The sequence below is a fragment of the Erwinia sp. HR93 genome, from assembly GCF_034555055.1.
In the GTDB taxonomy this organism is placed as follows: domain Bacteria; phylum Pseudomonadota; class Gammaproteobacteria; order Enterobacterales; family Enterobacteriaceae; genus Apirhabdus; species Apirhabdus apintestini.
The window spans coordinates 2,134,486-2,149,613 of the sequence record NZ_JAXUDP010000001.1 but is presented as its reverse complement, the minus strand read 5'-3'; the positions used below and the strand labels follow the sequence as shown (position 1 = coordinate 2,149,613).

The window sequence follows — 15,128 nt, the reverse complement described above, 5'->3', positions numbered from 1 at the left end:
CTTCATGATCCGCCTTCTGTCCCGTCCGGCTCTCATTCTCCATCCTGGAGGTGTCCTTTAACGCTTATCCCGCGCTGTTCCTTCGCTTCATCCTGAAGCACTTCCCTGCAGCGCCACTCCGGCGTGGTCCTTTCAGAAGAGACATCATCCTGATATCTGCTTGCTGTTCAACGCTCCGTGTCGATGGGCATAGATTCGCTGATATCCGCCCAACTTACAATACACTCAGATAACTCTTACCAGCCGCACTATCTGTCAACTACGGACATTATTTTTTAATCTATTGATATTAAATGGTAAAGTTGAACACAGTTAAGAATAAGCCCCTAAAGTAAACAGCGATATCCCACAGTGGCTGTGAGAGATATCTTACAATCGATAGGGGTAAAAACTGCCATGAATCGCCGGGGCTGCGAGAAGGCATGTACATAGAGAGAAAAGATAGATTTTAAGTGCATTTTTTCAGAGCGCCTGCATTCTGTCAACAACCAAACTGCCCCATAAAAAAGGGAGGGCGCTGAAAAATCAGCGCCCTCCGGTTCGTTTTGCAGCAATCCAGCTACCTTCAGTGCTCCCTGCTCATCCGTGACAACTTTTCCTTTGACCTTCCTGGCCCGCTGTCCTTCGCACTTGCTTCCTGCTCATCATCCTAATGTACGTTACGCCATCCTGACGCACGCTGTGATCTTCATGATCCGCCTTCTGTCCCGTCCGGCTCTCATTCTCCATCCTGGAGGTGTCCTTTAACGCTTATCCCGCGCTGGTCCTTCGCTTCGTCCTGAAGCACTTCCCTGCAGCGCCACTCCGGCGTAGTCCTTTCAGAAGAGACATCATCCTGATATCTGCTTGCTGTTCAACGCTCCGTGTCGATGGGCATAGATTCGCTGATATCCGCCTGCCTTACAAGGTACCTGAAATAAGTTCATTTAAGGCTTACGGCCTGGGAACATAGAAATAACAACATAATTATATGATATTTATATAAAAAATATCTAAAGCATAGAAATATACCGGCTCCGTGGACAGCTATTTCCCACATACAGTGTAAGAGATCTCCTACACAGTTAAGGTGGAAACTCTGTCAGCAAACTATGGGGACAAGTAACGATAAGAAAAGTGCCAGCGTGGGGGCGAGTATTATTCGCTGTGCTGTTCCTGGTTTTTCAAGGATAACCTCTCCGGTGAGGTTTGATAGAGACACGATTTCCATATCATCTTCCGTTGTCGCAAGGAAGACCGTCGGCGTTTGTTTCAAACGACGCTGCATTACTAAATGCCCAATCAGGTTTTCCTGCACCCGTCGGAAATCATCTTCACTCCATGTCTGCAGCAGCGTAATCGCCCGTCCGTCCAGGCTGACCTGCATATCGCCGGCAAACTGAGTAGAGTAAAAATTCTGCGCATCCTCCTGAAGCTGGATATCAATAGCGCGCTCTACCGCATCAAGGCCTGGCCGTATTGAAAAAGGCTGAGGCAGCCAGAATACGCCGCGCTCATCCTGGCTTACTGTACACGGTGAAGGTATGCCAAGCAGCGCTTCACTATAAGGACCGCATCCATTATGGCGACGCCATGCGTCACAGTAACGCTCAGTTAAATCGGACAATGCCCGCTGCGTATCGTTCAATTTCTCTCTCCTGACCGGGTAAGCTACACTACGCGCCAAGTGTACCCGCTTTTATAAGGTGAAACATGGCCGAATATGATAACCATCTGACTCTGAATTCTCTGACGCTCGGAAAGCACACCGAGTATCGCGATATTTATGATGCGACGCTGTTACAGGCAGTCCCACGAGCCTTAAACCGCGATCCGCTGGGATTGCAAGCCAATAGTCTGCCATTTCACGGCGCGGACATCTGGACGCTGTATGAACTTTCCTGGCTCAATACGCACGGTCTGCCGCAGGTCGCCATTGGTCACATTGAACTTTGCGCCGATAGTCAGAATTTGATTGAGTCTAAAAGTTTCAAGCTTTATTTGAATAGCTTTAATCAGACGCGCTTCGCAAGCTGGGAAGAGGTGCAAATCGCGCTGGAGCGTGATTTACAGGCCTGCGCACAGGGCGAGGTACGCGTTACGCTACAGCGATTACAGGATATTGAGGGAAGCCCGCTGGCCGCTTTTGCTGGCGAAATTATCGACGATCGGCCAGTCACAATCGACGATTATACCTTTAATGCCGACCATCTCTCCGGAGCCGGCGACAACCGCTTGATTGTTAATGAAACGCTTGTGAGCCACCTATTGAAATCAAACTGTTTGATAACACATCAGCCCGACTGGGGTTCGGTTCAAATACAGTATCGCGGCCCGCGCATTGACAGGGAAAAGCTGCTCCGCTATTTGGTTTCTTTCCGCCATCACAATGAGTTTCATGAACAGTGCGTCGAGCGTATCTTTATGGATATTCAGCGTTTTTGTAACCCGGAATCGCTCAGCGTTTATGCACGCTACACGCGTCGCGGCGGGCTGGATATCAACCCCTGGCGTAGTAATACCGACTTTACCCCGGCGCCCGGCAGGCTGCCCCGACAGTAACAATGTGCCATTTTTTAAAGCAGCAGGTTGTTAAATAAGGCTACGCGAAGCTATTGTAACTCCAGCGGGCGCGCATTTTCGCCCCATAAGGAGTCTACTTGATTACACATATCAGCCCTCTTGGTTCCATGGATATGCTATCGCAGCTGGAAGTCGATATGCTCAAGCGCACCGCCAGCAGCGATCTGTACCAACTGTTTCGCAACTGTTCTCTCGCCGTTCTAAATTCCGGCAGCCAGACCGATAGCAGTAAAGAGCTGCTATCGCGTTTTAAAGACTTTGATATTAACGTGCTGCGTCGTGAACGCGGGGTAAAACTGGAGCTGATTAATCCTCCGGAGAAAGCCTTCGTTGACGGGCGCATCATCCGCTCGCTCCAGGCTAACCTGTTCGCCGTACTGCGTGACATTTTGTTTGTTAACGGTCAGATTTCATCCGCAGGGCATTATCAGCATCTGAATCTGGAAAACAGCATTCATATCACCAATTTAGTGTTTGCCATTATGCGCAATGCGCGCGCGCTTCACGTAGGCGAGGCTCCGAATATGGTGGTCTGTTGGGGCGGACACTCCATTAACGAACACGAATATTTATACGCTCGCCGCGTGGGAAATGAACTTGGTCTGCGCGAGCTAAATATTTGTACCGGCTGCGGCCCCGGCGCGATGGAAGCGCCAATGAAGGGCGCCGCCGTTGGCCATGCTCAGCAACGCTACAAAGACGGACGTTTTATCGGGATGACAGAACCGTCGATTATCGCCGCCGAGCCGCCTAATCCACTGGTTAATGAATTAATCATCATGCCTGATATCGAGAAACGCCTTGAGGCGTTTGTCCGCGTCGCCCACGGCATTATTATCTTCCCGGGAGGGGTTGGTACCGCGGAAGAACTGCTTTATCTGCTGGGGATTTTAATGAACCCACATAACCAACATCAGGTATTACCGCTGATCCTCACTGGCCCTGAAGAAAGCGCCGATTACTTCCGCGTGCTGGATGAATTTGTGGTGAATACTCTTGGCGAGCAGGCCCGGCGCCACTACGAAATTATTATCGACGATCCGGAAAGCGTGGCGCGTAAAATGAAGAAAGCGATGCCACAGGTGAAAGAGAACCGTCGCGAAACCGGAGATGCCTACGGTTTTAACTGGTCGCTACGTATTGCGCCGGAACTGCAGATGCCGTTCCTTCCAACGCATGAAAATATGGCGAATCTTAACCTTTACCCAGACAGACCTGCAGAAGAGCTGGCAGCCGACCTGCGCCGAGCGTTTTCGGGCATCGTGGCAGGCAACGTTAAAGAAGTGGGCATCCACGCCATTGAGCAGTTCGGCCCGTATAAAATTCACGGAGATGCGCGTTTAATGCAACGCATGGACGATCTACTGCAGGGCTTTGTCGCTCAGCATCGTATGAAACTCCCCGGTAGCGCCTATATTCCCTGCTACGAAATTTGTACCTAATTGATATTTCGTCAGCGGCTCCTCCGACGGGGCCGCATTTCACATTTATGCTGACTTCCACGCCCTGCGCCAGTATTTTCCTCCACCAGGCGAACAGGGTTACACAACAGGTAACCTCCTCTTCAGAGCGTACTTTTTTGTAAAGAAGCGTCATTTCATATCAAAATGTATAAAATATGCGTATTTACCTCTTTTCTCTTTCAATACCATATTTTCACATAATTACTCTACTAAATCGCATACACTGCGCGTTTTCAGCGGGTTAAATACAATAAATAATTATGTGTAAGAGCTATTTTCTGAGAGAAGGGGAACAAATTTAGAACAAAATACCAACAATCACGGGGTAAAAGGTATATTAAAGCATTTGAGATCGAGATCACTGATAGTTTTACGACGAGTCGGTATCTTTCCGCCCGTTAATAGTTACGGGTAAAAATTACAATAATCCCGCTTAACGCAGCATTTCATTTTATGGTCACGCATATTTTTACTGTGATTAACTAATACCAGGTAATATTCGCTCTTCTGGAGAACGACAATGGATACCACTCAAACTGGCACAATTACCGCCGTTGAAACACAGCGCTCCTGGCGTAAAACGGACACTATGTGGATGCTGGGCCTTTACGGAACGGCAATTGGCGCAGGCGTACTTTTCCTGCCAATTAACGCGGGTGTCGGCGGCCTTATTCCGCTCATCATAATGGCTATCCTTGCCTTTCCGATGACCTATTTCGCGCATCGTGGCCTCACCCGGTTTGTCCTTTCGGGTCAAAATCCCGGCGAAGATATTACCGAAGTCGTGGAAGAGCATTTTGGCGTCGGCGCGGGCAAGCTCATCACCCTGCTTTACTTCTTCGCTATTTATCCCATCCTGCTGGTGTATAGCGTAGCGATCACCAATACAGTTGATAGCTTTATAACGCATCAATTAGGGCTACAGTCTCCGCCGCGCATAGTGCTCTCTTTGATCCTGATTGTGGGAATGATGACTATCGTGCGCTTTGGCGAACAAATGATTGTTAAAGCCATGAGTGTTCTGGTTTTCCCGTTTGTCGCGGTACTGATGCTGCTGGCCTGCTACCTTATTCCTCAGTGGAGCAGCGCGGCTTTGGATACTTTATCTCTGAGCAATAGCGCCGCATCGGGCAGCAGCGGCCTGTTAATGACGCTGTGGCTGGCGATTCCTGTTATGGTCTTTTCCTTCAACCACTCGCCGATCATCTCTTCTTTTGCAGTTGCCAAGCGTGCAGAATATGGCGAAGGCGCAGAGAAAAAATGCTCCCGCATTTTGGCCTACGCGCACATCATGATGGTATTAACCGTGATGTTCTTCGTCTTTAGCTGCGTACTCAGCCTGTCACCGGCGGATTTAGCGGAAGCAAAAGCGCAAAACATTTCGATTCTGTCGTACCTGGCGAACCATTTTAATGCACCGGTTATCGCCTGGATGGCACCGATTATCGCGATGGTAGCTATCACTAAATCCTTCCTTGGACACTATCTGGGCGCGCGTGAAGGTTTTAATGGGTTAGTGATTAAATCGCTGCGCGGTCGCGGTAAGAGCATCGAAACCCACAAATTAAACCGTATTACCGCGTTGTTTATGCTGGTTACGACCTGGATCGTGGCTACGCTGAACCCCAGCATCCTTGGAATGATTGAAACCCTCGGTGGCCCGGTTATTGCGATGATTTTGTTCCTGATGCCGATGTACGCGATCCATAAAGTTCCGGCAATGCGCAAATACAGTGGCCACATCAGCAACGTATTTGTCGTCATCATGGGGCTTATCGCCATCTCCGCCATCTTTTTCTCACTGGCTAATTAATCATCCCGGCGCTGCCCATAAGCAGCGCCGCTATTCGATCCTGCATGACAGATATCCCGGAAGCACCATGATCAGCGTTTTCGATATTTTTAAAATTGGTATTGGGCCATCCAGCTCGCATACCGTCGGTCCAATGAAGGCTGGCAAACAGTTTACTGACGACCTTATTAATCAGGGACTCCTGCAGAGCGTTACGCGCGTTGTCGTCGACGTGTATGGCTCGCTCTCTCTGACCGGCAAAGGGCACCATACGGACATCGCCATTATTATGGGTCTCGCGGGTAATCTACCGGATACGGTAGATATCGACGCCATTCCTGGGTTTATTCAGGATGTTGAAACCCGCGGCAGGTTAATGCTTGCCAGCGGCCAGCGTGAAGTGGAATTTCCGCTCGATAACTGTATGAATTTTCATGCCGACAATTTATCGCTGCATGAAAACGGTATGCGCATTACCGCACTGAGCGGCGAGCGCACCGTTTATAGCCAAACCTATTACTCAATCGGCGGCGGGTTTATCGTTGATGAAGCACACTTCGGCGAGGTTAACGCCACCCAGGCTCACGTACCTTATCCCTATTCCAGCGCCGCCGATCTTCAGCGTCACTGTCGCGAAACCGGATTATCGCTTTCGGGACTGATGATGAAAAATGAGCTGGCTCTACACACAAAGGAAGAGCTGGACGCCCATCTGAAGCAGGTTTGGGAAGTGATGCGCGGCGGCATCTCGCGAGGAAGCGCAACAGAAGGTGTGTTACCCGGTAAAATGCGCGTTCCGCGCCGTGCGGCGGCTTTACGCCGAATGCTGGTGAGTAGCGATAAAATCAGCGCTGACCCCATGAGCGTCGTCGACTGGATTAATATGTTCGCGCTGGCGGTCAATGAAGAGAATGCCGCCGGCGGGCGTGTAGTGACTGCGCCAACGAACGGCGCCTGTGGGATAGTCCCTGCCGTCCTTGCCTACTACGACAAATTTATACGTGAAGTTAGTCCTAATTCTTTGGTCCGCTATCTGTTAACCGCCGGCGCGATTGGTTCACTGTATAAAATGAACGCGTCGATTTCAGGCGCCGAGGTAGGCTGCCAGGGAGAAGTCGGCGTGGCTTGCTCCATGGCGGCGGCCGGTCTGGCGGAACTATTAGGCGCCAGCCCTGCTCAGGTTTGCATTGCGGCCGAAGTCGGTATGGAGCATAACCTAGGATTAACCTGCGATCCGGTCGCAGGACAGGTACAGGTGCCCTGTATTGAACGGAATGCAATTGCCGCAGTAAAAGCGGTTAACGCCGCCCGTATGGCGCTGCGCCGCACCAGTGAACCGCGCGTTTGCCTGGATAAGGTAATTGAAACTATGTACGAAACAGGGAAGGATATGAATGCCAAATACCGAGAAACTTCACGCGGTGGCCTGGCAATGAAAATAATCGCCTGCGATTAATTCACCCTTTACCGCTGAAACCGCCGGGCGATGCGGCGGTTTCAGCCATTCTCTTATCGCTCATATCAGGCAGCCTCATTCAACAAAACATAAAAATATTGGCTATCCGCTGGACTCATTTCACGTTTGCTGCGGGCGAGAGAAATCTTCACTACGTCGTAGAGCAAGAAGTACCTTCAAGACTGGCGCTTGCGGGCATTTATTTAGCCGTAGACCTGGCGCTATCTCACCGTTTAGCCTTAATCACTACAGTCCTGGTCAATACGAATAAAGCGTTCATTATAAACAATGTATTTTTGCCCTTTCTGGCGTAGCGCTGAGTTTCTTAGGGTTTCCCCCGGGCGTAAATAAAATGCCGGGCTCTCCTCATCGGTACTATCGCAGCCGGGCTTCAATAACAGCTTAAAATAGGTATTGCCCACATTTTGCAGCGTGCCGCGCTGCTTATCCCATCGCCAATCGAAGTGAACTGTACGCGGACGCACAACGAGGATCGTTTCAATTGTTACAACGGGATCCATGCGCATCATGTCACCGCGAGAGTTCTGTTTTGCCCGGGCGCTAACGGGAATTTCACGAAACATTACCCGATAGTAGCGCTCGCGGCCATCCTGCGGGCCATGATAATAAAATTTAGCAAGCTCAGTTTGCCCGGGCTGTAATACCCATTGACGAGGAGTAAACAGCAGCTCTCCGTCCGCCGGGCGTATCTGAACTTCTTTATCTCCTGGCCTGTCTATCCCCGTCACGTTCACCTGATATAAACGCGCCTCCTGATTGTTATTCAGCACCCTTTTCGCAATCAGCGTTTTTTCAGCAGGCAAAGAGAAGGTCAGATTCCCGACGTTAATCGCCGCAGCGTAGCGACTTATCACGATGAGCGCGATAAGCAGCAGGTATTGCTTAATCAATATTCCTCCAGGTCGCTTTTACGTGGATTTCCCCGGAAGCGCTGACATCACCATACCAGGAACTTTTGTCTACGGTAAACTGCGACACCGGCGCGTTCATAGGAATACTAAAAGTGAGGTGGGTTTTATTCATTACGCCGCCTTCGCCAGAGATATCCTGCCAGGGCGTGTTGCCCCAAAGCGCGTCCGTCATATCATGCCAGACATCATCGCAGCCGGCATCGAAGCGGCGCTGCCCGCCAGCGCTGGTCGTAAAGGAGAGTTGTGCAGGAAAAGGCACTTTCGCCACACCATCTTCTGAAGAAAAAATGCAGTACCAGCGCCCACCGATTTCCTTTCCTGGCCCAGACACCTTCACTAATACTTCATCTGCCGCAGTTTTTCCGCTAGTAGTAACGACATATCCAAAGTTAAGCGGCAGTTCATCCGCTCCTACGTGCCCATGACGCTTGGGCGCATTATTGTAATCATCAGAAATAATACTGATGCCAAAGTCCCGGGGTTTGATAATTAACTGGTTGGAGGTGGAAAACTCATACCAGCCCGACTCAGGAGAAATGGTGTTTTGAAAGCGAAAATTGATAAGCGTCCTGGTATCGCTATCGCTGATCCCAAGGAGTATCACCTGTTTAAAAAAATTACTCGAAAAGAAAATATAAACGGCATTCGACTCTTTCAAATCCTCAAACGTATAGTAATAAGTCGTGCCAGAAGTGTTGCGCCATTTGTTGCCATCGAGGCTAAACATCACATCGCGCATAGACACCGCAGAAGCCAACGCCGGATTCATAATGGCAGGAAAAATGTGAATCGACTTACTGCCAGCCCCTGCAACCATATCGAGCGTATAGTCAACCATCTTACACATTACGCCGGATTTGGTGCCAATCGTCATCATTTTACAGGCATTGTTCCCTTCGCCAATTATAGGAACGCCATCGCTATTAACAAAGAGTTCAGTCATGGCATTCGTGTTCATTAAACGCAATTGCGCTGCTTTAACATGCGTTATTTTTCGCCCATACCAAGCCCCCGTATCCTGGTCCTGGCAGCGTTCTCCGGCTGCGGCATTGTATTTCGCAGGCGTCTGGCATCCATTCATTTCCATTGTTAATCGGCCGCCAACCGGCATTTGCGATAAATACTGATAGAACGACGGAGACAGCAGCCCGTGCATCCACTTTTGTCCCCCCGATGTGACAATTGCGCCATAGAAACCCTTTTCATCGGTAGCTTGCGGTTCAATCAGGCTAGTATCTATACTGCAGCCGGAATACCAATTAATACAGCGCAGCCCTACAAAAGGATGCTTTTATCGGCGCTCCCTCAAGCCACATATCAAACGAGTTGCCAGAGGTAAGCGGGGTGTTATAACCGTTGTCCGCGTATCCGAGACTTTGCTGATAATGGGTACCACCGCCACCGGCATATTTTAGTCCGGTCCACTTACTTGCACCTGTTAAACGTGGGTTAAGAGTACCTTCGGGCGTAACAAAGAAATTATCATCCGCATTATTCTCTACCAGGATAAATTGTACTTCTGGCGCATCCGCCCTGACTTTTTTTGTCAACGCACTGGCCGCCGAACTTATGCACAACGCTATCGCCACCAGAGCGATATACCAGGTTTTACCCTTCATGCCTATTACCCTTTTCATCTAAATTGCTCGCATAGGAAGGCAGGCCACGGCAAATCACATCACCAACCCATACCGCCCCGCGCGCTGCGCTAAGATCCAGCTGTGCTTCACAGCGTTCATCGCCTTTGCCACTGAAATCAATGGTGGGGAACGCCTTATCAATATCCATCACGAATGCGCCTTCACCATCCGTACGCGTGCGCCCAATGTGATTATTCACCGCAGCATCAGTCAACAGGGAGCCATCTTCAGCGTGAAGGCGCCCGAAAACGGTCACCATTTGTTTGATTTCCGGCGTGATGACGGCAACGTTGCCAGGATAAAGGGTCAGGCGATTACGGCGTCCGCCGACAATATCGTAGCTTTCAAATGAATCGGGGTTATTCAATAACTCCACGTCATAATGCCCGTATGGGCTAACGGGAATATAGCTACGCTTCCCTTTTAAGGTGACGGCCTGTCCGTTCACTTTTGCGCTCAACAGACCGCTATCTTCAAGCCCGGTTTCAAAAATAATGCCGGCATTTCCATCGTTGCGCCCGCTTAATGCAATATGTTTACCCTGCCAGCCGAGGCTACCGCTGGCGGTCATATTGCTATTCAGTGAACCATCGGCCGTCGTCGCAACATTCAGCGTGCCGTTTGCATAGCGGGTATCGAACTGCGCCCAACCGCCGCCGCTAAGCGTATTGTCCGGCCCGGTATTACCCGATATAGCCCGGGAAAGATTCGCTCCCGCACTGCGTATCGCACCGTCACTGAAGTTTTTACGCACCGCTAAATTCGCCAGCGTATAGCCATTTTGGCTACTTACGCCGGCGCTAAACCAATTTCCTAACGGCAGCGAAAGATCCAGTGCAACATATTTCCCGGTGCTACTGCTATATCCATTATTGCTATAACGCTGCATGCCCAGCCGCAGCCCTATCGATCCGTAGCGCCCCGTATAAATATTTTGCTGATAGTTCGTCGTATAGTAGCGACTCCCGTTTTTACGATCGTCGCTATAGCTAACGCTCAGCGATCCCAGTGGCGACCAGAGCGATGAGAAATTTAGCGTTCCGCCGATTGAGCGATTATGACTTGAGCTTTGACGCAGGCGATCGCCGATTGCCGAGCGTTCCTGATTAACCCAGATGCTGCTAAAGCCCCCGGGTAGAGTCGCGCTCATATTCATTACATTACGCCAGGAGCTATCGCTTGCAGCCATACTTTGCAGATTAAACGTAACCCGTTCTGTTACTGGCAGCGTAATCCGTGCTTCCACCAGCGCCATATTGTCATAGCCATATCCGGTAGCAGCCCAGCCAATTGGCCACCAGTTGCCGCTTGCCGAAACGCCAGCCAGCCAGCTTTTGCGCGCACTTTGTTCGCCACCGCGCTCGCGGTGCCAGGCATCCATATCGACAGAACCACCCCAGAATTGCCAGCCGAGAGGCGCATTCGCGCCGCGGCCTGCGGTAAACAGTTTATTAACGCGCTGAACTCGCCGCTCCGCCGTCTTTCCGTTAATCACCACATCAACTTCCACGTCATATATGCCATAGGGCAAGGTATGTGTGTCCAGTTCATGATTACCCATTTCAAACGCTTGTACGCTGAGTAACCTGCCGTCGCGCTTAATATGCGCCTCACCTGCTGCCGGGAAGAAAGCCACAATCGGTGTCGCAGACTGGCTGTTATCAAAAACCGTTGAATCAGCCTGATTACCCAGGGAAAAACCGTAGACTTTCGCGGAAGTCATACCGGTTAATGGACCGAGTGACTGAAGATTCCAGCTATCCAGCATGCCGGTTGCAAATCGGTACCCTCCAAAATCCCGCTCATACATCACTTTATATAGGGTACCGCTACGATCGCTGCCGCCCAGGCCGTATAGCGAACCATTAACGACAACGTGATGTTCACGCAGCGCGGTAACGTTATTCAGAGAGAGATAACTGGAAGTGGTATTTTCGCCGTGGCGCGGCCGGTTATTGTAGACACCGAGATTATAATCCAGCGTACTGCTCAGCGACGTTACGCTGGATTCGCCAATATCTTTACTACGGGCAATATGTGCAGTGCCTAGCGCTGATTTACGCACAACTAACTGTAAAATCAGCTTTTTAAAGTCAAACTGCAGCCATACCTCGTCATCCAGCTCAATTCGGAGCCGATCATTAAAATCAACGTCTTTGAGCGTGGTTAACTGCGAAACGACGGTGGGCAACAGCGTCGCCACATGTTCATTTTCTTCCCGTTGAATCCTGCGCAGCTTAAGCCCATCGCCTTCCAGCCAGATGAAGGCATTTCCCAAACGCTGATCGCTATCAATACCGGTATTCCCTTCCAGATGCAGGAACAGCGGAATGCTCATCCCGCTTCTTAGCGCACCGGCAAAAGTGGGAGGAACGAAGACATGACCAACGCGAACACCAGAAACAGTGGGAATTTGTGCGGAATAACCAATTAACGGGAGCGATGAAAGAAAGGCAACGGAACTGAAACCTACTATCTCTTTGACGATAACTTCCCTGTATCCTGACATGCCTGGTCACTCCCATACCTTCTTGTCTTATCCGTATAACAGGCTGCAATTGAGGTTTTATTTCACCGGAATAAATTTCTCAGCCTGCCAAACTGCGAGATGGCCTTTTTTATCCGCGACATTGACGCGCGCTAAAGTGCGCGCATAGCCAGGCAATAAATAATAATTTTCTTTACAATCTTCGCCTTCTTTAGCCTGCAGGCAGGTGCCATAAGCCACCACGCGCAAAGTGGCATTACCCGTATTTTTTATCGTGCCGTTCGCATATTCGTAATCGTATCGGGCTTTTCCTGGCGCCACGACCAACAGGGTGCCGATGCGAGCAGATGCCGTTGCTACCGCGTTCCGAGGCGAAGCCGCTTCTTGCGCGTCGCTCAGCGCCTGATCAAACCAAACAATGCGATAATAGCGTTCAATCCCATCGTCCGGCCCTTTATAAAAAAAGCGGATAACATCGCTGCTGTTCGCGGGCATTAATAAACTTGCCGGAGTGAGCAATATCTCATCCGGGCGTTCCATTGGAATAACTTTACCGTTCTCTAACGGCGAGTTTATTTTCTCTACTTTAATATTAACCAGGCGACCAACATTGGTAGTGTTTTTCACTTCTTTACTTACAAACTTATTCCCGCTGTAAATAAAGGTTGTAATATCCCCCACATTTAATGCGCTGGCGGAAGATATTCCCAATATATACAAGGCCAGCAGCAAAGTTATTTTTCTCATTTCATCATCCTGAATAAATAAAGAAAATAGGGTGAGCAATATTGCCCACCCTGAAAACAGAAATTAATTAGCTCGTCCAGGTTGCATCGAACTGAACGCTAACGTCACCGCTCCAGATACCTTCCGGCAGGGTGCTAAAATCAGATACTGCAGTCGAGCCGTCTGACGTTGCAGAAATAATCGAGAATTTAAATTTATCCTGAGCGCTGGTACGCCCTGCTGCATTGAAGCTGTTTGACAAGGTACTCAGATTTCCGCCCAGAACACCGCCAGCGGTATCGATCATGACGGTATCCGCCGTTTTATCTACGTCCTGGCCGTTATAGGTTACGCCAACGCTCAGCGTTGAACCGGAAGAGTCCAGTTGAGTCAGCGTATTGGTAACCAGACGTGAAGTCAGTTTAAAAGCGGTAGCCGTGCTATCACCTTCAATAGTGACATCAAACAAACCATCCTGCGTATTAAAACCTTTCACGCCAGCGGCATAATCAAAATTTAAACTGCCAAGCGGAGTAACGACCAGCTTGCTGGTAGTATCTTTCTTTGCCGTGGCAGACCAGGTCGCCAGCGCTTCAGCGGTTACATCGGCCGCCTGTGCAGCACCCATCATCCCTGCGAAAGAAACTGCTGTAGCCAGTGCTAAAATACCCTTTTTCATTGAAAACTCCCTTCGTCCTATTATTAAGTAACTGCGTCCTTTCTCAGCGGCATGTTCGGTAGCAGCGCATGTTGTAAAGCAATCCGGCCTTCAGTTCAGGAAAACCTGTTTTTGAGCTAACCGCTGAGACATATACAGACTAACCAAGGAAATTCTCAATTACATTATTAACCTTAGAAATCATAATATACAAAATAAAAAACTGGATTAATGCAAATGAATCACATTAAAAACCAGAATTAACGGCTACAGATAGATGATTATGGAACTTTCGCATTGAGCCCTGATTATCATTAAGCAATACTCAGGATTGAGACAAACCCTACTTAGTGGAATCCAGACAAATCTCCATCTGGCTCTCACGATAACTACCGCATCGCATCAAATAGAGTCGCGACATGTTCGACATAAACCGATGTATACGCCGATCGTCTATCACCAATAAGTATTCATTTTTCGCGCAGGGCACCGGGTGTCTTTCCGCAAAGCTTCGCACGGTATCCGTAATCATCTTTTCCCTGCCTTTTGCTATCGCATCATGATTCAAGAACACTTTGCAGCCGCTCATTTCACCAAGAAATGTTTCGCCCTGCCTGTCAGTGGTGAGCGCAGACCATGCCGCCCATCCCGCCAGCGCAACGATGCATAACGTGGCCAGCATGATGACCAGCCAGCGTAAACGAAACCACGATAGCCGGGCCTGTGACTGCGGCGTTACAGGCAAACGACCAGGATTTTCATTCTGTGCCAAAACCGCGCGATCAACGGGCGTCGGGCAAGCCATAGTTATGTCCGCAGCGCCTTCTTTTGCCGTCTCATTATTTTCACCGAGCCTATCGATGCAGATTTCCTTGCGGAGCATAAAACCTTCACGCGGCACCGTTGCAATCACCTCATCTTCCAGGCCTAAGGTTTTTATCACGCGACGTAATTTGCTAACGCAATGATTTAGGTTGTTATTACTTGAGACCATACCAAAGTCATCCCAGACCTTCTGAAATATCTCATTCCGGGTAACTGTTTCACCGTGGCTTTCAATTAATAATGCCAGTAATCTCTTGGTAGGATTAGAGATAACAATGTTATCTTCCGAGTTAACAATTAAGGAAAGGCTATTAAGATCCGTATCAAAAATAATGCATTCATTGAGCATGTACTTCATGCCGTGCCCACCTTTTTCTTTCCATGAAATTGATACTTTGGCGTAAAAACACACAGCAATGTGTTTTTACATGGCGTTTATGTAAACAGTTGCAAGAGGCGCCTGCTGCTAACCATTTAATTCAATTACTTATAAAAAATTCAGTTAACGCAGGGGAATAAATATTTTTATCATCATCATAACGCGATTTGATAAATAAACATGCCCTTAAGGTAAAGGCCGACATAT

General features: G+C 49.3%; 10 protein-coding genes and 1 pseudogene. 4 read left to right on the top strand and 7 right to left on the bottom strand.

Features of this window, described 5'->3' with window-relative positions; genetic code table 11:
- Window positions 1-1,081: 1,081 nt before the first annotated feature.
- A complete protein-coding gene (syd, locus tag SFA31_RS10010; protein WP_322837841.1) occupies window positions 1,082-1,627 on the bottom strand; it encodes a SecY-interacting protein in 546 nt (181 codons plus the stop codon).
- A 65-nt stretch (window positions 1,628-1,692) separates the two neighbouring features.
- Here syd and queF point away from each other — a divergent pair, with 65 nt between their 5' ends.
- The 4 genes from queF (at window position 1,693) to SFA31_RS09990 (ending at window position 7,273) form a co-directional block, all read left to right on the top strand.
- Window positions 1,693-2,541 (top strand): NADPH-dependent 7-cyano-7-deazaguanine reductase QueF, encoded by an 849-nt coding sequence (gene queF, locus SFA31_RS10005; RefSeq protein ID WP_322837840.1) that lies wholly within the window; start codon window positions 1,693-1,695, stop codon window positions 2,539-2,541.
- A gap of 98 nt (window positions 2,542-2,639) precedes the next feature.
- Window positions 2,640-4,004, top strand: coding sequence for a nucleotide 5'-monophosphate nucleosidase PpnN (gene ppnN / locus SFA31_RS10000; RefSeq protein ID WP_322837839.1), 1,365 nt, complete (start codon window positions 2,640-2,642; stop codon window positions 4,002-4,004).
- A gap of 541 nt (window positions 4,005-4,545) precedes the next feature.
- The gene (locus SFA31_RS09995; protein ID WP_322837838.1) at window positions 4,546-5,838 is read left to right on the top strand and encodes an HAAAP family serine/threonine permease; all 1,293 of its coding nucleotides are present in this window, start codon (window positions 4,546-4,548) and stop codon (window positions 5,836-5,838) included.
- Window positions 5,839-5,905: 67 nt separating this feature from the next.
- Window positions 5,906-7,273: an L-serine ammonia-lyase gene (locus tag SFA31_RS09990; RefSeq protein WP_322837837.1), complete on the top strand. Its 1,368-nt coding sequence runs from the start codon at window positions 5,906-5,908 to the stop codon at window positions 7,271-7,273.
- Window positions 7,274-7,512: 239 nt separating this feature from the next.
- Here the strand turns inward: SFA31_RS09990 and SFA31_RS09985 are convergent, their stop codons facing one another.
- The 6 genes and pseudogenes from SFA31_RS09985 to SFA31_RS09960 form a co-directional block, all read right to left on the bottom strand.
- Window positions 7,513-8,184, bottom strand: a complete 672-nt coding sequence (locus SFA31_RS09985) for a fimbria/pilus periplasmic chaperone (protein ID WP_322837836.1) — start codon at window positions 8,182-8,184, stop codon at window positions 7,513-7,515.
- Window positions 8,177-9,824, bottom strand: a pseudogene (gene ecpD / locus SFA31_RS09980) (fimbrial adhesin EcpD). The gene SFA31_RS09985 and the pseudogene ecpD overlap by 8 nt, the downstream one beginning before the upstream one ends.
- Window positions 9,814-12,354 carry a CS1-pili formation C-terminal domain-containing protein gene (locus SFA31_RS09975; RefSeq protein ID WP_322837835.1) on the bottom strand — a complete coding sequence of 847 codons (2,541 nt, stop codon included), beginning with the start codon at window positions 12,352-12,354 and terminating at the stop codon, window positions 9,814-9,816. The pseudogene ecpD and the gene SFA31_RS09975 overlap by 11 nt, the downstream one beginning before the upstream one ends.
- Before the next feature lie 57 nt (window positions 12,355-12,411).
- Window positions 12,412-13,080 carry a hypothetical protein gene (locus tag SFA31_RS09970; RefSeq protein ID WP_322837834.1) on the bottom strand — a complete coding sequence of 223 codons (669 nt, stop codon included), beginning with the start codon at window positions 13,078-13,080 and terminating at the stop codon, window positions 12,412-12,414.
- A gap of 67 nt (window positions 13,081-13,147) precedes the next feature.
- On the bottom strand, window positions 13,148-13,738 hold the full coding sequence (gene ecpA, locus SFA31_RS09965) for a common pilus major fimbrillin subunit EcpA (RefSeq protein ID WP_322837833.1): 591 nt from the start codon (window positions 13,736-13,738) through the stop codon (window positions 13,148-13,150).
- A 322-nt stretch (window positions 13,739-14,060) separates the two neighbouring features.
- The gene (locus SFA31_RS09960; protein WP_322837832.1) at window positions 14,061-14,900 is read right to left on the bottom strand and encodes a winged helix-turn-helix domain-containing protein; all 840 of its coding nucleotides are present in this window, start codon (window positions 14,898-14,900) and stop codon (window positions 14,061-14,063) included.
- Between the last annotated feature and the right edge of the window lie 228 nt (window positions 14,901-15,128).